This is a genomic window from Micromonospora sp. DT43 (assembly GCF_049841645.1).
In the GTDB taxonomy this organism is placed as follows: Bacteria; Actinomycetota; Actinomycetes; order Mycobacteriales; family Micromonosporaceae; genus Micromonospora.
Window position 1 is genome coordinate 1 of record NZ_JBNCKR010000017.1, and the last position, 21,264, is coordinate 21,264.

Below are 21,264 nucleotides of genomic sequence, written 5' to 3' on the forward strand. Positions count from 1 at the left end.
GACGAAGCGTGAACCCGGCACGGCATCCGCCGGTCAGACCGGGACCGTTCCGCCGCAAGGCAGGACTACCAACCATGTGCTTGCTAAAGCGCACTGAGAGGTAACGGCCACGGCTCGTGCTCGATGCCGTCGCGGATCGCCAGGGTCTTGTGCAGATAGACCTCGCCCACGTGCCGGGTCAGGTCGGTGACGGTCCAGCCGGGGCAGCTCGGCACCGGCGCTGTGGGGTTGGTCGGGGCGAGGGCGCGCAGGCGGGCGAAGTCGTCCGCGAGGCAGTCGAGATATCGCGAGTACTCCATACCGGACAGCTCAGCACACCGCACCGACACCTTCGCGTCTACGCGCCCGCTAGCCTCAGCCGCCCGGGCCGGTCGTCGCGTGCGGCCGTACCGCCGGTTCCCGCAGCGACAACGTCCGCTGCCGCGCGTCGAGGGCGACACGGACGCCGACCGGCATCGGCAGGTTGGGGCCCGCGTGTCCGAACTCGACGTTGCCCAGGACCGGGATGTCACGGTCGCCGAGGACGTCGAGCACCATCTCGGACAGGGTCGGGGACGCGTCGGGCGCGTCGAGCCCGTCGATCGCGTGGGGTACGCCCACGACCATGCCACCGATCCGGTCGAGGATGCCGGCGTGCCGCAGCACGTGCAGATAACTCCACACGTACGACGCCTGGCCGCCCGTCTCCTCCCAGAACAGCACCGCGCCGTCGAACCAGTCGAGTGGTAGCGCGTACCGCGTCGCCTGCACCAGCGCGATGCGATTGATCACCCCGCCGATGAGGCGACCTTCGGCACGGCCTGGACGCCAGCACTCCCAGGACGGGCTGGCAGGCAGCGCGCCGAGCGGCTCCGTGCGGGTCAGCAGCGCCCAGTAGAGCCTCTCCAGCTCTGCTCTGCGCGCCGCGGACGCACGCTGCCACGCACCGCCGAGCCCGGGAGTGGCCAGGTCGGTGTGGAACCCGACCAGGCCCGTACGCGCGTACAGCACCAGATGCAGCAGCGAGATGTCGCTGTAGCCCAGGATCGGCTTGGGGTCGGCGACGATCGCCTCGACATCGATCAGGTCGAGGTAGCCGAGCGCCGTCTGACCGCCGTCGTGGGCGATGACGGCGCGCACCTCGGGATCACGCAGGAGCCCGTTGAATTCGGCGGCGATCTCCGCTGGCGTGGCCGCGCTCCACCAGCGCTGCCGCCCCACGTCGACAAGCGGCGCCCGCCGCACCCGGAACCCCATCCGCTCGAGCACGACCACCGCCTGCGCGAGGTCGGGCTCGTAGGCGGCGTGCAGCGGCCCGGACAGCGCGGCGACAACAACCAGATCGCCGGGCCGTAGGGCAGACGGTCGAAGCAGCCGAGGCGATGCGGAACCAGTCACCGACGCAGTGTCCCGACGTGCGCACCAGCGCGCCACACCAATTCCGATAAAGCTCCACGCCGACAGACGGATGCGGGGGGCCGCCCGTGCGGGCCGGCCCCCCGAGGCGTTCAGGCCGCTGGGCGTACGCGGTAGGCCAGGTGTGTGACGCCGTCGCCCTCGACGACGCGGAACGGGCCGTCGAGCTGCAGCGGCGCGATCGTCAGGCCGGCGAAGAGCGGAATGCCGGCCCCGAGCACGACCGGGACGAGGTCGACGTGCACCTCGTCGAGCAGGCCGGCCTCGACGACCTGGGCCGCGATGGTGCCACCGTTGACGCCGACCTCCTTGTCACCGGCGAGCGCCTTCGCGCGGTCGATGGCGCTGGCGATGCCGTCGGTGACGAAGACGAAGGAGTCGCTCTCCGGCTCCCAACCCTCCGGCACGGTGTGCGTGACGACCACGACGGGCACGTCCATCGGGTGCCGGCCGCCCCACCCACTTGTCATGTCGAACAGCCGCCGGCCGACGACAAGCGCGCCGGTGCGCTCGTTGAGGTCCCGCAGGTGCTTGGCGCTCGCGGCGGACGTCCGGAACGTCATCTCGGGGTTGGCCGTCGGCGTCTCGACGTCGCCGCTGCCGTACCACTGGAAGAGGTGCTCGAAGCCGCCGTGGGAGGCGTCCGCGATGTAGCCGTCCAACGACATCGTCGCCCCGGTCGTCACCTTCGTCATCGGTCCACTCCTTGGTGTGCGGTGTCAGCCTGCCGGTGGGGCCGGTCGTGCCCGGCCCTCACCCCAGGGTCGAAGCAGGCGCCGCCGTCCTCGACACGGCCGCCAAACTTTTTCCGGCCACGTTCGGACCGAGGCCGGTCACCCTCGGTCGAGCCGCACCTGGTGGGCGGATGTTCAACGGATCTGGGCGGCCACGGCGACGGCCGCTGCGGTCGCCCCGGCGTCGTTGAGGTGCAGGAGGTCGTCGGCGGCGTACGCCTGTCGCAGCGCGTCCCCGTCGGCCGGGTCGGCGAGGATCCGGTCGAGGTCGACGACGGCGTCGTACTCGCCGCTGGTGCGGATCCAGCGGTTCACCTCGTCGCGTACCGTCTCCTTCTCCTGGGTGTAGCCGTACGAGCCCTTCAGGGGCGGCAGTGTGGCGCCGATGACGGTGACCCGGTGGGCCCGGGCGGCCCGGATCAGCGCCCGGTGGCCGTCGATGAGCTGCGCGGCGGTCACCACCGGCGAGGTGCCGCAGCCGAAGTCGGGGTAGCCACCGCCGTTGATGTCGTTGATGCCGATCAGGACGACCACCGACCGTACGCCCGGCTGCCCGAGCGCATCGTGCCGGAACCGGCTGACGCCTCGCTCGCCGAAGCACTGTGAGTCGGCGAGCAGCTTGTTGCCGCCGACGCCGGCGTTGGCGACTGCCAGGGGGCGGCCGGTGGCGACCAGCCGCTCGGCCAACTGGTCGGGGTAGCGGTTGTCGGCGCCGGGGGTGGAGCCGTAGCCGTCGGTCTGCGAGTCGCCGAACGTCACCACCGTGCCCCGGGTACGCGGCACCCCGGCGACGTCCACGCCGGCCAGGTGGTATCGGGACTGGCTGGTCTCGCCGGCGAACGCGGCCGCGCGGTCGTCGAAGCGGTGATCGCCGGCCGCGCGGTACGAGGTGGTGAGTCCGTCCTGGTGGTAGGTCGCCGGGCCGGTGGGGCCGGCGAAGTACAACGTGACGGTCAACGACTCCAGCGCCCGGACCGGCAGGAACACCGGGTCGGAGGTGCTCTCGGCACCGATGGGGACGCTTGTCGAGCGCCGTTTGTCGAAGGTGACCGGTCGCAGGGTGCCGGGCCGCACCGCCGCCCCGGAGGAACTGCGGCCCACTGTGGCGCCGGTCAGCCGCAGCGGTTGACTGCCGTAGCGGTTGGACACCCGGATCCGGATGTGAGAGCCGGCCGCGCTGACCCGGACCACCTGCCGGACCGACTCGTCGGCGAAGCCGGGAACGGACCAGTTCGGGCCGAGCCAGTCGCTGCTCGGCACGGGGTGGTGGTGGGCGACCGACCAGGCCGTCGACCAGGTGCCCGGCCGGTCGGGTCCGGTGGGCGCGGCGCTCGCCGGCGTGGCAGGCGCCAGCAGGAACAGGGCGGTGAGGACGGGAAGAACGCGAGCTGTCGACATCGACACGGAGGTGTCCCTTCGGGAGCGGGGTGGGTGGACGCTGGGGCCGCCCGCGACGGCCGACCGATGTGGTTCACCCTGCGCCGACCGCCTTACCGTTTCTTTACGGTCTTCTGTCCCGCCTACCCGCCGCCACCGTCGGGGCCTCGTGCGGCAGTTCAGGAGCCGTATCCTGGCCGCCATGCGGTTCGGGGTGCTGGGTCCGTTGACGGTGTGGACCACGCACGGCGCCGTGGTGGCCGTCCCGGGGTTGAAGGTCCGGACGCTGCTCGCCGCGTTGCTGCTGCACGAGGGGCAACCGGTTCCGGCGGATCGGCTCATCGACCACCTGTGGGGAGACACCCCACCGACGAACGCCGCTGGCGCGCTGTCGGCCAAGGTGTCCCAGCTACGCCGGGTGCTGGCCGAGGCCGAGCCCGGTGGTCGGGAGCTGGTGCGGTCACCGCCGCCCGGCTACCGGCTCCTGGTCGGCCCCGACGAGGTGGACGCCTGCCACTTCCAACGGCTGGTGTCGGATGCGCGCGGCACTCAGGACGTCCGCTCGCGCGTCGCGCTCTTCTCGGCGGCGTTGGCGCTGTGGCGGGGCCCCGCGTTCGCCGACTTCCGCGACGAACCGTTCGCCGCCGCCACGATCGCCGGTCTGGAGGAGCAGCGGCTCACCGCCCTGGAGGACTGTCTCGACGACCGGCTGGCGCTGGGCGAGCACACGAGCGTCGTCGGAGACCTCGGTGACCTGCTGGCCCGGGATCCGCTGCGCGAACGTGCTCGTGGACTGCACATGCGCGCCCTGTACCGGGCCGGACGACAGTCCGAGGCGTTGCGCAGCTACGACGAGCTGCGCGTCCGACTCCGCGACGAGTTGGGGCTCGATCCCGGCCCCGGCCTGGTCACGCTGCACCGGGCCGTCCTCGCCCACGACCCGACGCTCGCCGTGCCCCCGGTGCCGGCGGTCGCTCCGCCCCGTCGGCCGGCGGACGTGGTCGTCCCCGCGCGGCCGAACCTGCCGACCCCGTTGACCGAGCTGATCGGTCGTGACGCGGCGGTCGCCGAGCTGGTCGCGGAGCTGGGGCGCAACCGGCTGGTCACCCTCACCGGCATCGGCGGGGTCGGCAAGACGCGGCTCGCCGTCGAGGTGGCTCGCGCGGGGACGTCCGCGTACCCGGACGGGGTGGCTCTGGTCGAGCTGGCGGGCGTCGACCGCTCCGACGCGCCCGAGACGGTGGACGCGTTGGCGGGCCTGGTGCTGGCGGCGCTCGACGTGCGGGACGCCACCGAGGCGGGTGGGGGCGTCGCGCCGGTGGACCGGCTCTCCCGGTTGCTGGGCGACCGACGGCTCCTGCTCGTGCTGGACAACTGCGAGCACCTCGTGGACCCGTTGGCGGACCTGGCCGCCGCCCTGCTGGGCGCAGCACCCGGCGTGCGCGTGCTGGCGACCAGCCGCGAGCCGCTCGGGCTGGCCGGCGAGATCGTGTGGGCCGTGCCGCCGCTGCCGGTGCCCGACCCGGCCGACGGAACGGACCTGGCCGCGCTGGCACGCTCCGACGCGGTGCGGCTCTTCGTCGCCAGGGCCACCGCCGCGGATCGCGGTTTCGCGCTGGGTGTGGAGAACGCGGTGCCGGTCGCCACCGTGTGTCGCCGGCTCGACGGAATCCCGCTCGCGCTGGAACTGGCCGCCACTCAGGTGCGCGGGCTGGGCGTGCGGGGGCTGGTCGCCGGGCTCGACGACAGGTTCCGGCTGCTGGGCGCGCGGCATCGGGGCGTACCGCCCCGGCAGCGGACGCTCCTGGCGATGCTCGACTGGAGCTGGCAACTGCTCACCGAGCCGGAACGGGTGGTGTTGCGGCGGCTGGCCGCGTACGCCGACGGCTGTGACGTCGACGCGGTGCGGGCGGTCTGCGCGCCCGATGGCGTGCCCGCCGCGAGCATCGCGGATCTGTTGGCCCGCCTCGTCGACCGCTCCTTGGTCGTCGTCGCGCCCCGCGAGGGCACACGGCGCTACCGGCTGCTGGAATCCGTCGCCGCCTTCGGCCTGGACCAGCTACGCGCCGCCGGGGAGCTACCCGACGTTCGCTCCCGGGCCCACCGCTACCAGGTGGAGCTGGCCGAGCGGGCGCACGAGGGTCTGCACGGCCCGGAGCAACGCCTGTGGCTGCGGCGGCTCGACATCGAGGCCGCCAACCTGCGCGCGGCGCTGGACACGGCGGTACGCCAGCGTGACGCCGACCTCGCGCTGCGCCTGGCCAACGCGCTGAGCTGGTACTGGTTTTTGCGTGGTCGGTTCGCCGAGGCGCGGCGGTGGCTCGCGGCGGCGCTCGACTGCCGGCCGGGAGGCGGGGCCGCCGGGGCCCGTGTCGCCGCGTGGCACCTGGGGTTCGCCCTCCTGTCCGGCGACGTGGCGGACTGGGTGACGCGGCACCGCGCGGTCCTGCGGCGGTACGAAGACGTCGACGATCCGCACGGCCGTCTTCGGGCGCTGTGGTTCCTCGCGTACGCGGAGGTCGACCTCGGTGACGTGACGGCCACCGGCGACCTGCTCGATGAGGTGCTGGCCGAGGCGCGCGCACTGCCCGACGAGTGGGTCGTGGCGGCCACCCTGAGCTTGCGCGCCAAGCACGCGCACATCCGGGGAGACGCGGCCGCGGTGGCGCGCGACGGCGCCGAGAGCGCCGCGCTGTTCCGTCGGCTCGGCGATCGGTGGGGGGTGTTGCAGGCCACCGAGTGGCTCGGCGCCCAGGCGGGCATGGCCGGTGACTACGAGCGGGCCAACCGACTGTACGAGGAGGGGTTGCGCGTCGCGGAGGACCTGGGTCTGCGGTTCGAGATGTCCGGCCAGCTCTGCTGGCTGGGCTGGGTGGCGTTGCAGCGAGGCGACTACCCACGGGCGTGGCAGCTCAGCGGGCTGGGGTTGCGGCTGGCCACCGAGCAGGGTTCTCCGCTCGGCATCGTGTTCGCGGAGCTGTGCCTCGCCGCCGCCGCGCGCCGGGAGGGCAGCCTCGACACGGCGGAGGCGCACCTGCGGAACCTGCTCGATGCCGCCGCGCGCCAGCAGGACGGGCCGGGGCAGCCGCTCTACCTGACCGGGGTCCTGGGCGAGCTGGGGTACGTCGCCGAGCTACGTGGCGACCCGAGGGCGGCCCTGGACTGGCACCTGCGGGCCGCCGAGGTCGCCGGGGAACTCGGTGCCGAGCAGGTCCCCTGGCAGGTCCTGGTTGGTGTGGCCGCCACCGGTGGCCGTCCACGGGATGCGGCCCGGTTGCTCGGCGCGGCGGCGGCGAGCCGGGAGGCGACGGGGCTCCCGCTGGCCCTCGCCGACCGGCCCGACGTCGAACGGGCGACCGCCCTGGCCGTGGCAGCACTGGGCGACGAGGACTTCGCCACGGCCCACGAGCAGGGGCGGCGGCTGTCGCCCGAGGAGATCCGGCACGCCGTACGCACGTTCTCGGACGGTGACGCACACCAGCTCGCGGCGGCATCCAGCGGCGGTCGTGGGATCCGGTGGCTCGGCGCTCAGCCGGGCCGCCCGGCCGTCACCGGTGTGCCGAACCGGACCCCGACACCGGGCGAGTAGAGCACGCTTACCGGCGGTCCGACAGGCGCCGGCAGCCCGGCCGCGGCGACCAGTTCGTCGTCCAGGTGCAGCAGCTCGGCCCGGTGCAGCGGCCAGCGGGGATGCCAGTTCGGCAGGTGCAGCGTGCGCCCGTACGCCCGGGTGTGCAGCCCCCACCGGGCGGTGACGAAGTGTTCCAAGGGGGTGGGGTCGGCGATCGGCTCCCCCACCCGGACCGCCATCCGGCTCGCCGTACCCGCCGGGCCGGGCCAGCGGCGCCGGCACCGGTAGGTGAGCCGGTCGCCGTCGCGGTCCAACCGCATCCGCGACCAGAGGTACGGCAGACGCAGCGTCGCCCGTGCCACAAGCACCGGCACCAGGCGGGACGCGTCGAGTGAGCGGAACACGACGGCCCGTCGGCCGGTGTCGTCGACCGAGTAGAGCCGGACGTTCGTCTCGGCGAAGGTGCCGAAGTACGGCACTCCCGGGCCGCGGCCGAAGCCCAGCCCGACCATCCGGAAGCCGATCAGCCCGACGTAGCTGACATCGTCAAGCGTGTCCGGGTGGGTGCCGGCGGGCAGCAGCGGCGCGACGAGTGCCGGGTCGACGGCCCAGTGCAGGAAGGTGAGGGCCTCCCAGCGCTGGCGCAGGAGCGCCCAGGGAAACGCCTGTCGGGGCGCATGGTCGACCGGTTCGATGTCCACGCCCCCATCCTGACTCAGGCGCGGTCCACGCCGGGGGCCCGCAGGCTGCGGAGACGGGCCGGCCCAGCCTCGACGAGGGCACGCCGGCCCGCCGTACGCTTGAGTGAGCAGAAGCGTTCAGAACAGGCGGTTCGGGGAGGAACTGGGCGTGACGCAGGGTGACGCGGAACTGGTGGCACTCGCGCAGGCGGGCGACGCGGGGGCGCTCGGTGTGCTGCTGAGCCGGCACGAGGCCGGGATGCGGGCCGTCGCGCTGAGCATGCTCGGCTACGGGCCGGACGCCGAGGACGCGGTGCAGGACGCCCTGGTGACGGCGCTGCGGCGCATCGGCGAGGTGCGCGATCGGGCCGCCGTCGGCCCGTGGCTGCGCACGATCGTCCGCAACAACGCGCGGATGGCCCTGCGCGGGCCGCGCCCCGTGCCGGTCGCCGAGCCCGACTGGTTCGCCCAGCCCGCCACCAGCCCCACCCCCGAGGAGGCCCTGGACTCCGCCGCCCTGCGTGACTGGGTGTGGCACGCCATCGGGCAGTTGTCCGAGTCCGACCGGTTGGTCACCCTGCTGCGCTACTTCAGCGACGCGTCCTCGTACGAGCAGATCGCGGCCGTGTGCGGCGTGCCGGTCGGCACCGTCCGCAGCCGCCTCAGCCACGCCCGCCGGGCACTCGCGGGTGGTCTGCGGACGGCGGCGACCGCCGCGCACGCCGACGTGCGCGCGGCCGGCGACGCCCGCTGGCGCGAGGGCCGCGACATGATCGCCACGGCGATGCGGGGGCACTTCGACCGGGTCGTGCACGAGAGCTGGTGGCCGGACGCCGAGATGGTGGTGCCGGGTGGGCCACGCGGTGGCCGCGACCTGGCGATCCGGGGCATGACCAGCGACCTGGAGGTCGGGGTACGCCAGCGGCTGCGCAACGTGGTCGCCAGCGGTGACGTGCTGATCTGGGAGACCGACCTGATCAGCCCACCGGACGATCCGGAACACTGCCCGCCCGGGGCGCTGTGGTTGCAGCAGCTGCACGAGGGGCGGGTGCGCCGGATGACCCTCTTCCACCCCGTCCCGGCGCTGGCCTGAGAAACGTCGCGGACCGAGCGAACTTTCCGGTCGACCCGCGCATCTGGTTCGTGCCAGTCACCAGCCATGCGGCGGACACCCGCCGCGCGGGTCACGAATCGGGAGACAGTTCATGGGTTCCACCAGCCACGATGTCGACGCCCTCGCACCCGGCGCGCACACCTTCAGCGTCGACGGCGTCGAGCAGGTCTACCACGTCGCCGGCACCGGCCCGGTGTGTGTGGCGCACTCCGGCGGCCCCGGTATCGAGTGGGCCTACCTGCGGGCGCCCGGCCTCGAGGAGCACTTCACGATGGTGTACGTCGAGCCGGTCGGCACGGGCGCGTCGGGGCGGCTCGACAACGCCGACGACTACCGCCTCGTCACGTATGTCCGGTTCCTCGACGCCGTGATCGAGCACCTCGGCGAGCCCCGGGTGTACCTCCTCGGCCACTCGTACGGCGGTTTCGTCATCCAGCGGTACGCCCTGGACCACCCGGACCGGGTCGCCGGCCTCGCCCTGTACGACACGTCGCCCGTCACCGGCGCCGAGTTCTGGGCCGAGGCGATGGCCAACCTCGCCGCGTACCCGCAGCGGCACCCGGACCGGCCGGAGGCGGCGGAGATCCCGGCCGCCTTCGCGCAGATCGGCGCCGCCACCGACGACGAGTCCCTCGGAACCGCCCTGCGCGCCGCCCTTCCGGTGTACTTCGCGGACTTCTGGGGTCGGCAGGCCGAGTTCGCCCCGTTCCAGGCGGCCGTGCGGATCTCGGCGGCGCCGGCCGGCGCGCAGGATCCGACGCCCTTCGACGTGCGCGACCGGCTCGGTGAGATCACCGTGCCGGCCGTGGTGATCGTGGGGGCGTACGACTTCATCTGCGGTCCCCGCTACGCCGAGGAGCTGCACGCGGGGCTCAAGGACTCGCGCCTGGTGGTGCTGGAGGACAGCGGGCACTTCGCGCACATCGAGCAGCCGACGGAGTTCACCGAGGCCGTGGTGGAGCTGCTCAAGCGGTGACGCTCGCGCCGCCCCCGAGGTCCGTTCGTCACAGCGGGCAGGCCTCGGGGGGCGGCGGCGTTGCACAGTCCTAGGCTTGGCACTTCGCTGCGCCGTGACGAAGGAGAAACAGCCGTGAGCCAGACGGATTCCGTCGACGAGTGGAACGTGGCCGAGGACGACGGCGTGCTGGACGCCTCCGACACCCTCGACGACGACCGCGTCGGCGACCCCCTCGACACCGGCATCGTCGCCGCCGACCACTGGACGGCGGCGAACCGGTTCGGCACCACCCCCGCCGAGGAGCGGGCGGGCGAGTCGTTGGATCAGTACCTCGCTCAGGAGGAGCCGGACGTCGACCCGTACGCCGAGGGCGGCGACGACGAGGACGAGCTGACCCGCCGGGGGTACGAGACCGAAGCGCGCGCGGGCCGTCTCGTCGAGTACGACGAGGGCGTCCGTGAGGACGACGAGGCCGAGTCGGTGGCGTGGGACGCCGGGATCGACGCGGGCGCCGCCAGCGCCGAGGAGGCGGCGGTCCACGTGATCGAGGACCCCGACGGCCCGGGTGACGGTCCGCTGCGCTGACCGGCGCACCGCCGCGCTCGGCGCCACACCGGGCGCCGCGCGCGGCGGGTGATCAAACGCGTCGGTCAGTGGATGATGACGGGCGTCTTGGCCAGCTCGGCCTGCTCGTCACCGAGCGGCTGCTCGGGCTTACGCCGACGCGGCAGCAGAAGTGCCGGGATGAACGTGGCCACCACCAGCGCGAACCCCACCCAGAACGTGTGGGCGAACGACTTCGCCGCGAAGTCGAGGCCGCGCTCGATGATCGATGGGTCCACAGGCATCTGCTGGAGCAGTTCCGGCCGCTGCTGGGCCGCGATGGCCAGGCCTGCCTCGGTGATCGGCTTGCCGCTCGGGTCCACCGCGCCGGGGATCGGCCGGGAGCCGTTCAGCTCGTTGGTGAGGATCACCGACATCACGGCGGCGCCGATCGAGCCGCCGATCTGCTGGAGGATGTTGACGAGCGTCGAGCCGCGCGCCACCTCCTGCGCCTGCAACGTCCGCAGCGCCGACGTCATGATCGGCATCATTGTGCCGCCCATGCCCAGGCCCATCACGAACAGCGAGCCTTCCAGCAGCCAGTACGAGGTCTGCGGGTCGACCTGGGTGAAGCCGAAGAACCCGACGACGATCAGCGCCAGCGCGAACGGAACGGTACGACCGATCGGCACCCGGTCGGCCAGAATGCCGGCGATCGGCATGGTGATGACCGCGCCGATGCCCTGGGGCGCCATGAGCAGACCGGCGGTCAGCGTGGTCTCGCCGCGCACCTGCAGGAAGTAGCTCGGGAACAGCAGGCCGGCGCCCATGAACGCGATGATGAACACGAACAGCGTCAACGAGGCGATGGTCAGGCTGCGGTTGCGGAACAGGCGCAGGTCGAGCAGCGGGTGCCGGGGCTTGAACGAGTAGAGCACGAACGCCACCACCAGCGCGCCACCGACAAGCATCGGGGCCCACACCTTGGCCGCCGAGAAGGTGCCCGCCTCCGGCAGCGACGAGACGCCGTAGAGGAAGAGCGCGAGACCCGGGGACAGCATCAGCATGCCGAGGAAGTCGAAGGACTCCGACGGCTCGGGGGCGTCCTTCGGAAGCGCCATCTGCGCGTAGATGAGGGCGACGACACCGATCGGCAGGTTGATCAGGAAGATCCAGTGCCAGCTCGCCGTGTCGATCAGCCAGCCGCCGAGGATCGGGCCGCCGATCGGGCCGAGCAGCATCGGGATGCCGAGGACTGCCATCAGCCGGCCGATCCGGTGCGGCCCGGCCGCCCGCGTCATGATCGTCATGCCCAGCGGCATGAGCATGCCGCCACCGAGGCCCTGCAGGACGCGGTAGCCGATCAGCTCGCCGATCGAGTCGGCGGTGGCGCAGAGCCCGGACCCGATCGTGAACAGGGCGAGCGCCACCATGTAGAGGCGCTTGGTGCCGAACCGGTCGGCCGCCCACCCGCTGAGCGGGATCACCGTGGCCAGGGCGAGCGTGTAGCCCGTCATCGTCCAGGCCACGCGGGCGTAGGACGCGTCGAACTCGGTCTGGAACTTGGGCAGCGCGACGCTGACCACCGTCACGTCGAGGATCGACATGATCGCGCCAAGGACGACGACACCCGCCACCTTGAGCACCGCGGCGTCGAGCTTGTCCGATGTCGCGACGGATTGCTGTGTCACTAACTCTCCTGAGGTCGGTTGATCCGGCGGATGTGGGCGGTGGCGGCGAATATCGCGCCGACCAGGCGCGGGACGCGACGTGCCGGGGCAACGACGCGCCGAGGCAGACTATCCGGGGAGTGTGACGGTCTGCCGCCGGATTTCGTGACGACCACGTGGCGGAAACCGATCGGCCGCCCGATTGCAGCCGGACGTCGGGGTGTCGATCAGCCGCCGACGCATCGTCCCCGCGCGTGCGGGGTGTCATCCCGTCGCCCAGGTCCCGTCCCGGAACACTGCGCCCATGCCCACCTGTTGCACCCGACGTGCCGATCCGCCCGCGGGTGGAGGGATGAGTCACCGTGAACCGCGCCCAACTCGCCAGCTTTCTGCGGACCCGACGCGAGGCGCTCCAGCCCGAGGACGTCGGTTTGCCCCGGGGGCCACGTCGACGCACCGGTGGGTTGCGACGCGAGGAAGTCGCCACGCTGAGTGGTATGTCCACCGACTACTACAGCCGGTTGGAGCAGCAACGCGGGCCGCACCCGTCTGAGCAGATGCTCGCCGCGCTGGCCCGTGGCCTGCGGCTCTCCCCTGCTGAGCGGGACCACCTCTTCCAGCTTGCCGGTCAGGCTGTCCCGCACCGCGCCGTCCGGGCCGATCACGGCAACCCCGGGATGATGCGCATCCTCGACCGGTTGCACGACACCCCCGCCCAGGTGGTGAACCACCTCGGTGAGACCCTGGCGCAGACCGGGCCGGCCATCGCGCTGCTCGGCGACGAGACCCGGCACACCGGGTTGGCCCGCAGTGCGCACTACCGCTGGTTCACCGACCCGCAGGCGCGACAGCTGCACCCCGCCGAGGACCACGAGACGCAGAGTCGACTCCTCGTGGCGCACCTGCACGCGTCGTACACCCGGGACGGCCGGGGCTCGCGGGCGGCGACGCTCGTCGACGACCTGCTGGCCCGCAGCCCGGAGTTCGTCCGCCTGTGGCAGGAGCACCCGGTGCCCGGCGGCTACTGCCCCGTGAAGCGGTTCCTGCACCCCGAGGTGGGGCCGCTGGAGCTGCACTGCCAGACCCTTGTGGACCCCGACGCGTCCCAGACGCTGCTGGTCTTCACCGCCGCGCCGGGTTCGGAGAGCGACGAGAAGCTACGGCTGCTCTCCGTCATCGGCGACCAGGTCGTCTAATCTGCGCCGGGCACCGCGAAGACATTGATATCGATGGGTACGGCTGTAATGATTAACACACTTTACAGTTGTCTTCGCCGCCCGGAAGGACCCCCACATGGCGCGACGATTGGCCGGGCCCCCGCCCCGCCGCCCCCGCATCAGATTTGCCGCCACGATCGCCGCGGCCCTGCTCGCCGTACCGACCGGCCTGTTCGTCGGCGCCTCCGCCGCGACGGCCGCCACCACCGGCGCCATCACGGGGTACGGCGGCAAGTGCGTCGACGTGGCCGCCGCGAACCCGGCCAACTCCACAGCGGTGCAGCTCTACGCATGCAACGGCTCCACCGCCCAGCAGTGGACGGTGGGCGACGACGGCACCATCCGGGCCCTGGGCAAGTGCCTCGACATCGCCGCCGCCGGCACCGCCAACGGCGCCCGGGTGCAGATCTACGACTGCAACGGCACCGGCGCGCAGCAGTGGTCGTCCAGCGCCGGGCAGGTGGTCAACCCGACCTCCGGCAAGTGCCTCGACGCGACCGGCACCAGCTCGGCCGACGGCACGCCGTTGCAGATCTGGAGCTGCACCGGCAGCGCCAACCAGCTCTGGACCCTGCCCAGCGGCGGCACCACTCCCCCACCGTCGAACGGCTTCACCCACCCCGGAGTGCTGGTCAGCCGCGGCCAGCTCGACTTCGTCCGGGGGCGGGTGCAGGCGGGCGCGCAACCGTGGGCGGCCGCGTACAGCCAGATGATGAGCAGCCGGTACGCCTCGCTGTCGCGCACCCCGGCCCCCCGCGCCGTCGTCGAGTGCGGCTCCTACTCCAACCCGAACAACGGCTGCACCGACGAGCGCGAGGACGCGATCGCGGCGTACACCGACGCGCTCGCCTGGTACCTCACCGGTGACTCCCGGTACGCGCAGAAGGCGATCCAGCTCATGGACGCCTGGTCGGCGACGATCACCTCGCACACCGGCAGCAACGGGCCGCTGCAGACCGGCTGGGCGGCCTCGACCTGGCCCCGGGCCGCCGAGATCATCAAGTACACCTACGGGAGCTGGCCCAACGCCAACCGGTTCGCCACCATGCTGCGCAACGTCTACCTGCCGGTGGTCCGCAACGGCTCGAACAGCAACGGCAACTGGGAACTGACCATGATGGAGGCCGCCGTCGGCATCGCCGTCTTCCTGGAGGACCGCACCGCCTACGACGCGGCGGTCACCCGCTTCCTCAACCGCGCCCGCGCCTTCATCTACCTGCCCACCGACGGCGCGCTGCCGTACACGGTGCCCGGCAGCGGCCTGGACACCAGCTCGGAGATCATCGGCTACTGGCAGGGCCAGTCCACCTTCGTCGCCGGCCTCGCGCAGGAGACCTGCCGGGACTTCGTCCACACCGGGTACGGGATCTCCGCCATCTCGCACGTCGCGGAGACCTCCCGCATCCAGGGCCGCGACCTGTACCCGCAGGTCGGTGAGCGGCTGCGGCAGGCGCTCGGCCTCCACTCGCGCTACCAGCTCGGCGAGGCGGCACCGTCCTGGCTCTGCGGCGGCACCCTCACCCGGGGCCTCGGCCCGATCACCGAGGTCGGCTTCAACGCGATGGCCAACCGGCTGGGCAACGTCATGACCAACACGCAGACCCTCACGCTGCAACAGCGACCCGCCGGCACCAACAACCTCTTCGTCGCCTGGGAGACGCTCACCCACGCCAGCAACCCCAACTGACCGCGCCGGCCCGGCGACCCGCCTGCGTGGGTCGCCGGGCCGGGGCGGTGGTCAGCCCTCGATCCCCAACGCCACCACCGGGCTGACCCGCGACGCCCGCCGCGCCGGCAGCACGCCGGCCAGCGCGGTCAGCCCGACAAGCGCCGCGAAGAGCCCGACCAGTTGCAGCACCGGCAGCGACAGCGGCGCGTTGAGCCCGAGCGCCCGCACCACCAACCAGGAGTACGGGACACCGAGCAGCAGACCGAAGCTCGCACCGATCACCCCGTACAGGCCGGACTCGACGGTGAGCATCGCGCGCAGGCCCGCCCGGGACAGACCGACGGCGCGTAGCAGCCCGGACTCGCGTACCCGCTCGACCACCGACAGCGCGGTCGTGGAGCCCACCCCGACCACCGCGATCAGCACGGTCAGGCTGACCAGGCCGGCGGTGATCCCGACCAGGGCGTTCAGCATCGCGTCGTTGCGGTCCCGCTCGTCGGCGAGCACCCCGATGCCGAGTCCGGCGCCGTTCCCGATCGCCTGCCGCAGCGCCCGCAACCCGGCGGTACGCCCATCCTCACCCGCGCCTGCCGCGTCGGCCAGCAGACCGGTGTACGCCGTCGGCCCGCCGATCCGGTCCAGGTCGGCCCGGTCGACGAGGATTCCCGCGTACAGGGGGCCACGGTCGGGCAGGACCGCCGCCACCCGTACGTCGACCGTCCGGCCGTCCCGGGCGAGGGTGACGGTGTCGCCGGCGTGCAGCCCGGCGTTGCGGGCGGCCCAGTCGCCGAGCACGATCCGGCCGGGTCCACGGTCGGCGAGGTTGCCCTGCGCCACGTCCAGGTCGGCGATCCTCGGCAGCGCCGACATGTCGAGGTCGGTCGTCGAATACCCGGACTCGGCGTCGCCGAGCCGTTCGGCGCCCCGCATCAGCGCGACGTCGTAGACCATCCGGTACGGCACCACCCTGGTCAGCGCGCCGTGCGCCGCCCGCGCCCGTGTCACGACGGCCACCGGTACGGTCGCGCCCTCGCTGCCGGACACCTCGAAGTCGGCAGGCGCGGAGAGGGCCATGTCGCGATCCGCGACGACACGCATCGACGCTCCGCCGATGAGCACGCCGGAGATCAGGGTCACGCCGAGCGCGACCACGACGGAGACAGCGGCGGCCCGCCGCGGCGTCCCACCGATCCCGCCGACCGCCAACCGCCCCAGCGGGCCGACCTGGCGCAACGGCCAACCGGCCACGGCCAGCACCGGGCGCACCAACAGCGGCCCGAGGGCGACCAGTGCGAAGAACGCCAGCGCTCCCGAGGTGACCAGCAGCAGCAGCGCCGCGCTCGGGTCGTAGGACTCCTGATCCGGCGTCGGCAACCGCCGCACCGCCGCGACGCCGGCCAGCAGAGCGCCGAGCACCAGCAGCGCGCCGGACACCAGACGCGGGACCCCGATGCCGCGCCGTCCGGCGGTGACGCTGGCCGCCCGCAGCGCCTCCAGGGGCGAGACCCGGGCGGCGGAGAACGCCGGCGCCAGGACCGCCACCACTGTGACGACGACCGCGCCGAGCACCACCGCTACCGCCGCCCCCGGCGACAGGCCCGGCGACGAGACCGCCAGGCCCGAGGCGCGTAGGGCCATGGGGAGGAGCTGGCCGACGGCCAGGGCGCCGGCGACTCCCACCACGCCCGCGACCAGCCCGGTCAGGGCACCCTCGGCGGTCAGCGCGCCCACCAGCGCGCCGCGGCCCGCGCCCACCGCCCGCAGCAGCGCGAGGTGCTGCATCCGCTGGGCGAAGACGATGCGGAACGTGGAGGTGAGCACCAGCCCCGCGGCGACCACCGCGACCGCGACGAACATGCCGACAAGCGCGAACAGACGTCCCACCTGCTCGGCCGCCGCGTTGGCCTCGGCGTCGCGCACCTCCGCGCCGGAGCGGATCGGCTGACCGGCCGGGACCGCCGCGGTCACCCGCTGGCGAACCGTCTCCGCCGCGCCGGCGGCCGTCCGCACGTCGATCCGCTCGACGGTGCTCACCTGACCCCACGCGGCCACGACGTCGTCCGGGGCGTACGCGTCGTAACCACCGTCGTCCGGGGTGTCGACCACGCCGGTCACGGTCAGCGGCGCCCCGGTGGTGCGCTCGCCTCCCGTCCCGGTGGTCAGGGTGCCGACAGCCAGCCCGAGCCGCTCGACGGTACGCCGGGTCACCGCGATCTCGCCGAGCTGGTCCGGGTAGCTGCCCTCGACCAGGCGGACGGTCGCCAGCGGGCCGGTGCCCGGGTCGGCCCGCAGGTTGAGGTAGCCCTCCGCCAGGGAGACCCCGACAGTCATCCGGCCCACCGCCTCGGTGACGCCGGGCAGGGCGCGGACGTCGCGAAGGGCCGCCACGGTGGGCGGCTGCTGCTCCGGGTCACCGATGACGAGGTCGGTGGCGGCAGGGGTGCCGCTGAGGTTGTCCCGCGCGGTCCGTTCGGTGATGTCCTGCGCCAGGACGGTGCCGAAGACGACGAACGACGCGACGAGGATCGCCAGGCCGGTCAGGACCAGTCGACCCGGGCGTCGGGCCGCGGCGCTCACCTGGGTACGCAGCACCGTCGCCCTCACGCGGGCACCGCCAGCTCGCGCAGCGCGTCGGTGACCGAGTCCTGGTTCGGCGCGGCGATCTCGCCGGCGACCCGGCCGTCGGCGAGCAGCACCACCCGGTCGGCGTACGCGGCCGCGATCGGATCGTGGGTGACCATGACGACCGTCTGGCCCAGGTCGCGTACCGAGTCGCGCAGGATGGCGAGGACCTCCGCCCCGGAGCGGGAGTCGAGGTTGCCTGTCGGCTCGTCGGCGAAGACGACCTCGGGCCGTGACACCAGCGCCCGGGCCAGCGCCACCCGCTGTTGCTGGCCGCCGGAGAGTTCGCTGGGCCGGTGCCCGAGCCGCTGCCCGAGGCCCAGCACGTCGACGAGGTGCGCGAACAGGTCACGGTCGGGTTCCCGGCCGGCGAGGTCCAGCGGCAGCGTGATGTTCTGCGCGGCGGTGAGCTGCGGCAGCAGGTTGAACGCCTGGAAGACGAAGCCGATCCGTTCGCGGCGTGCGCGGGTCAGGGTACGGTCGGACTGACCGGTCAGCTCCGTGCCGCCGAGCAGGACCCGGCCGGAGGTCGCCGTGTCCAGGCCGGCCAGGCAGTGCATGAGCGTCGACTTGCCGGACCCGGACGAGCCCATGATCGCGGTGAACTCGGCCCGGCCGAAGCCGACCGAGACGCCGTCCAGGGCGCGGACCGCGGTGTCGCCGCTGCCGTACACCTTCACCAGGTCGACCGCGGCGACGGCGGCCTGCCCGATCGGCGGCGGGGCGTGGGTTGTCATGGGTTCCTCCAGTGGCTGCGATGTGACCCGGGAAGCCTCGCCCGCGTCGGGTGGACGCCACATCGGCCCGCGGTCGGGGAACTCCCCCGCCGGGTCTGTCTTTCGGCCGATCTGCCCGCGCCGCCCACCTGGCTACGCTGGGTCACGATGAACGCGCCGAGATTCTCGACATGGTGGGTACGTCTGGGTCAGCTCGCCGGTCTGGCGGCGCTGGCCCTGCTCGGTGCCTTTGATCTGCGCTACGGCCTCTACACCGGGGCGGGCGCGGTCGAAGCCCTGCGCGCCCTGGTGCAGGTGGGGTTGGCGCTGCTGACCGCTGTGGTCTGGCTGCCCGTGCACCGGCAGGGGTCCCGGTCGTTGCCGCTCGCGGCGCTCGTGCTCGGCGCGATCTCACTCGCCGTCACCTTCGGCTTCGTGGTGCTCAGCGCGAGCGGCAGCTATCTGTTCGGCGGCAGCTGGGGGCTGGCCGAGTCCGCCGGGATGATCGCTGTGGTGTTCGTGGTGACCCGGTGGGGCGCGGCACGGCTCGCTCCGTGGGCGGCGGTGCTCGCCGCGCTCGCCGCCGCCGCGCTGCCGCTGCGCGCCGGTGCCGAGTACGTCTACGTGATCTTCGGGCTGCTCCAGGCGCTCGGCGCGGTCGGCGCCGCCGCCGCCGGGATCTACCTGCGCGTCGTCGCCGCCGGGCGGGCGCGGGCCATCGCGTTGGTACGGGCCGAACAGCGCGCCGAATTCGCTCGCGACCTGCACGACTTCATCGCCCACCACGTGACGGGCATCGTGGTGCAGGCGCAGGGCGCCCGGTTCGTCGCCGAGCAGGACCCGCAACGGGTGATCGTGGCGCTGGAGCAGATCGAGCGGGCCGGCGCGGAGACGATGGCCTCGATGCGACGGATGGTCGGCGTGCTGCGCAATCCGGACGCCCCGCCGGACGCCCCCCTCGCTCCGCTGGCCGGCGTGGCCGATCTCGCGCCGCTGCTGGAGGGCCACAACGGCACCACGACCACACCGGCCCAGCTGTACGTCGACGGTCCGCTCGACGGGCTGCCGGTGGAGGTGTCGACGTCGGCGTACCGGGTGGTGATGGAGGGGCTGACCAACGCCCGCCAGCACGCCCCGGACGCCCGGTCGGTGGCCGTGTCCGTGCGCCGTACGCCGGACTGGCTCCTGGTCCGGGTCGCCGACGACGGCGCGTCCCCGCGTTCCGCTCCCGCCCGGGGCCACGGTTTCGGTCTACTCGGCCTCACCGAACGGGTACGCGCCCTCGGCGGCACGATCACCGCAGGGCCGGGCATCTCCGGCGGCTGGGTTCTCGACGCCGCGTTCCCGCTGCGGTCGGCGGTGACCCGATGATCCGGGTGCTGATCGCCGACGACCAGGCGATGGTCCGGACCGGCTTCAGCATGATCATCGGCGCGCAGCCGGACATGGCGGTGGTCGGCGAGGCCGCCGACGGGGTCGCCGCCGTCGAGATGGCTCGGCGGCTGCGCCCGGACGTGGTGCTGCTGGACATCCGCATGCCCCGCCTCGACGGCCTGGAGGCGTTGCGGCTGCTCGCCGGGCCGGGCGTCGCCGACCCGGTGCGGGTGGTCGTGGTGACGACCTTCGACCTCGACGAGTACGTGCACACCGCCCTGTCCAACGGCGCCTGCGGCTTCCTCCTGAAGGATTCAGGCCCGGCGCTGCTCGTCGAGGCGGTCCGCGCGGCAGTCTCCGGCGATGCGCTGATCAGCCCGTCCATCACCGTACGACTGCTGGAGCACCTCAGCCCGCCCACCGCGCCGCGGGACGACGCCGGCCTGTCCCCGCGGGAACTCGACGTCGTGAAGCTCGTCGCGCGAGGGCTGACCAACGCCGAGATCGCCGGTCAGCTCTTCATCGCCGTCGGCACCGTCAAGACCCACCTCGCCAGCGTGCAGACGAAGCTCCCGGCCCGCAACCGCGTCGAGATCGCCGCCTGGGCCTGGGAACGCCGCCTCGTCGGCTGATGCTGTCAGGCGATCCAGGACGGATCGGCGTTGGCGGCTTGTCGCGTTGCGGGTGGCTGAGATAGCGGAGCGTATGTCACGCCTGTTGCTTCCTCGGAGACTGTCCACAATCGTCGTTGCTGGCCGCGGTCGGTGGCGCTGAGCGGTGGCCGCTGCGGCTTCGGTGCGCCCTTGAACTGCCCAAGGCCGCCTGGGCCGTAGTATTCGCCGCCGGAAGCGTGTGGGTCGGTGGCAGCACGGAGCACTGGCAGCGCGCCGCGCCCGGCTGACTGGGTGAACAGCCAACCGACTGTTGCGTTGGCCAGCCGGAACCCGGGCGAAGCATCCCGGAACAGCGAGGTCCGCGCTCCTCCGGGATGTGCCGCGAGGCTGATCGTCGAGCAACCGGCGTCGGTGAGCCGGTGCTGCAGTTCGAACGCGAAGAGCAGGTTGGCGAGCTTCGAGGCGTTGTAGGCGGTCGTCGGCCGGTACCGGTCGAGGCTGCGGGGGTCGAGGTCGGTGACGGAGCCCCCGCTCGCCGCCTTGCTGCTGACGGTGACGACCCGGCCGGACGGCGATCGTTCGAGCATGTCGAGCAGGAGGCCGGTCAGTGCGAAGTGGCCGAGATGGTTGACGCCTACCTGCGATTCGAAGCCGTCCTCGGTCCGGCGCGCCGGCTGCCACCAAAGACCGGCGTTGTTCACCAGGATGTCCAGACGGTCGAAGCGCTCACGGAACTGGGTTGCCGCCCGCCGCACGGAAGCGAGGGATGCCAGGTCGACCGAGAGCACGCTGCTCGTGCCGGTCAACACGCGCGCGGCGTCGGCACCACGTGCGATGTCGCGGACACCGAGCACGACGTGGGCTCCACGGCCGGCCAACGCCCTTGCCGTCTCCAGGCCGATACCGGCGCTGGCGCCGGTCACCAGCACGGTGGCGCCGTTGAGCAGGGGGATGTCTCGCGTACGCCACATGACGCCTCCTATATTCGGAACGGTCGCCCCGCTTCGGAC

17 protein-coding genes are annotated in these 21,264 nt (G+C 72.9%); 8 read left to right on the top strand and 9 right to left on the bottom strand.

Annotated elements, in window-relative coordinates; translation table 11 throughout:
- Positions 1 to 83: 83 nt before the first annotated feature.
- The 4 genes from ACLQ26_RS29025 to ACLQ26_RS29040 form a co-directional block, all read right to left on the bottom strand.
- Positions 84 to 299, bottom strand: a complete 216-nt coding sequence (locus ACLQ26_RS29025; RefSeq protein ID WP_425747523.1) for a maleylpyruvate isomerase N-terminal domain-containing protein — start codon at positions 297 to 299, stop codon at positions 84 to 86.
- 55 nt (positions 300 to 354) lie between these two features.
- Positions 355 to 1,377 (bottom strand): S66 peptidase family protein, encoded by a 1,023-nt coding sequence (locus tag ACLQ26_RS29030; protein WP_425747524.1) that lies wholly within the window; start codon positions 1,375 to 1,377, stop codon positions 355 to 357.
- A gap of 110 nt (positions 1,378 to 1,487) precedes the next feature.
- Positions 1,488 to 2,090, bottom strand: coding sequence for a dihydrofolate reductase family protein (locus tag ACLQ26_RS29035; RefSeq protein ID WP_425747526.1), 603 nt, complete (start codon positions 2,088 to 2,090; stop codon positions 1,488 to 1,490).
- A gap of 174 nt (positions 2,091 to 2,264) precedes the next feature.
- Entirely contained in the window at positions 2,265 to 3,527 is a 1,263-nt protein-coding gene (locus tag ACLQ26_RS29040) for an SGNH/GDSL hydrolase family protein (RefSeq protein ID WP_425747642.1), read from the bottom strand.
- 181 nt (positions 3,528 to 3,708) lie between these two features.
- On the opposite strand from ACLQ26_RS29040, the gene ACLQ26_RS29045 reads away from it, so the two are divergent.
- The gene (locus tag ACLQ26_RS29045) at positions 3,709 to 7,095 is read left to right on the top strand and encodes a BTAD domain-containing putative transcriptional regulator (RefSeq protein ID WP_425747528.1); all 3,387 of its coding nucleotides are present in this window, start codon (positions 3,709 to 3,711) and stop codon (positions 7,093 to 7,095) included.
- On the opposite strand, the gene ACLQ26_RS29050 is transcribed toward ACLQ26_RS29045, so the two are convergent.
- Positions 7,035 to 7,778 (bottom strand): YqjF family protein, encoded by a 744-nt coding sequence (locus tag ACLQ26_RS29050; protein ID WP_425747530.1) that lies wholly within the window; start codon positions 7,776 to 7,778, stop codon positions 7,035 to 7,037. The two genes, ACLQ26_RS29045 and ACLQ26_RS29050, sit on opposite strands and share 61 nt — an antisense overlap.
- A 148-nt stretch (positions 7,779 to 7,926) precedes the next feature.
- Here ACLQ26_RS29050 and ACLQ26_RS29055 point away from each other — a divergent pair, with 148 nt between their 5' ends.
- The 3 genes from ACLQ26_RS29055 (at position 7,927) to ACLQ26_RS29065 (ending at position 10,414) form a co-directional block, all read left to right on the top strand.
- Positions 7,927 to 8,850 carry an RNA polymerase sigma factor gene (locus ACLQ26_RS29055; RefSeq protein ID WP_425747531.1) on the top strand — a complete coding sequence of 308 codons (924 nt, stop codon included), beginning with the start codon at positions 7,927 to 7,929 and terminating at the stop codon, positions 8,848 to 8,850.
- 112 nt (positions 8,851 to 8,962) lie between these two features.
- Positions 8,963 to 9,847, top strand: coding sequence for an alpha/beta fold hydrolase (locus ACLQ26_RS29060; RefSeq protein WP_425747532.1), 885 nt, complete (start codon positions 8,963 to 8,965; stop codon positions 9,845 to 9,847).
- A 114-nt stretch (positions 9,848 to 9,961) separates the two neighbouring features.
- Entirely contained in the window at positions 9,962 to 10,414 is a 453-nt protein-coding gene (locus ACLQ26_RS29065) for a DUF5709 domain-containing protein (protein ID WP_007461315.1), read from the top strand.
- A gap of 65 nt (positions 10,415 to 10,479) precedes the next feature.
- Here ACLQ26_RS29065 and ACLQ26_RS29070 read toward each other — a convergent pair whose 3' ends face one another.
- Positions 10,480 to 12,063 (bottom strand): DHA2 family efflux MFS transporter permease subunit, encoded by a 1,584-nt coding sequence (locus ACLQ26_RS29070; protein WP_425747533.1) that lies wholly within the window; start codon positions 12,061 to 12,063, stop codon positions 10,480 to 10,482.
- Between the two features lie 341 nt (positions 12,064 to 12,404).
- Between ACLQ26_RS29070 and ACLQ26_RS29075 the strand changes: the two genes are divergently transcribed.
- Together ACLQ26_RS29075 and ACLQ26_RS29080 are read left to right on the top strand one after the other, a co-directional pair.
- Positions 12,405 to 13,238, top strand: a complete 834-nt coding sequence (locus tag ACLQ26_RS29075) for a helix-turn-helix transcriptional regulator (protein ID WP_425747534.1) — start codon at positions 12,405 to 12,407, stop codon at positions 13,236 to 13,238.
- Positions 13,239 to 13,335: 97 nt separating this feature from the next.
- The gene (locus ACLQ26_RS29080) at positions 13,336 to 14,946 is read left to right on the top strand and encodes a ricin-type beta-trefoil lectin domain protein (protein WP_425747536.1); all 1,611 of its coding nucleotides are present in this window, start codon (positions 13,336 to 13,338) and stop codon (positions 14,944 to 14,946) included.
- 51 nt (positions 14,947 to 14,997) lie between these two features.
- Here the strand turns inward: ACLQ26_RS29080 and ACLQ26_RS29085 are convergent, their stop codons facing one another.
- Together ACLQ26_RS29085 and ACLQ26_RS29090 are read right to left on the bottom strand one after the other, a co-directional pair.
- Complete coding sequence (locus ACLQ26_RS29085) at positions 14,998 to 17,532, bottom strand: FtsX-like permease family protein (protein ID WP_425747537.1); 2,535 nt, start codon at positions 17,530 to 17,532, stop codon at positions 14,998 to 15,000.
- Complete coding sequence (locus tag ACLQ26_RS29090) at positions 17,529 to 18,287, bottom strand: ABC transporter ATP-binding protein (RefSeq protein WP_425747539.1); 759 nt, start codon at positions 18,285 to 18,287, stop codon at positions 17,529 to 17,531. The genes ACLQ26_RS29085 and ACLQ26_RS29090 overlap by 4 nt, the downstream gene beginning before the upstream one ends.
- A gap of 147 nt (positions 18,288 to 18,434) precedes the next feature.
- Between ACLQ26_RS29090 and ACLQ26_RS29095 the strand changes: the two genes are divergently transcribed.
- Both ACLQ26_RS29095 and ACLQ26_RS29100 read left to right on the top strand, forming a co-directional pair.
- Positions 18,435 to 19,637: a sensor histidine kinase gene (locus ACLQ26_RS29095; protein ID WP_425747540.1), complete on the top strand. Its 1,203-nt coding sequence runs from the start codon at positions 18,435 to 18,437 to the stop codon at positions 19,635 to 19,637.
- On the top strand, positions 19,634 to 20,272 hold the full coding sequence (locus ACLQ26_RS29100; RefSeq protein WP_266243526.1) for a response regulator: 639 nt from the start codon (positions 19,634 to 19,636) through the stop codon (positions 20,270 to 20,272). The genes ACLQ26_RS29095 and ACLQ26_RS29100 overlap by 4 nt, the downstream gene beginning before the upstream one ends.
- A gap of 5 nt (positions 20,273 to 20,277) precedes the next feature.
- On the opposite strand, the gene ACLQ26_RS29105 is transcribed toward ACLQ26_RS29100, so the two are convergent.
- Positions 20,278 to 21,225: an oxidoreductase gene (locus ACLQ26_RS29105; RefSeq protein ID WP_425747542.1), complete on the bottom strand. Its 948-nt coding sequence runs from the start codon at positions 21,223 to 21,225 to the stop codon at positions 20,278 to 20,280.
- Between the last annotated feature and the right edge of the window lie 39 nt (positions 21,226 to 21,264).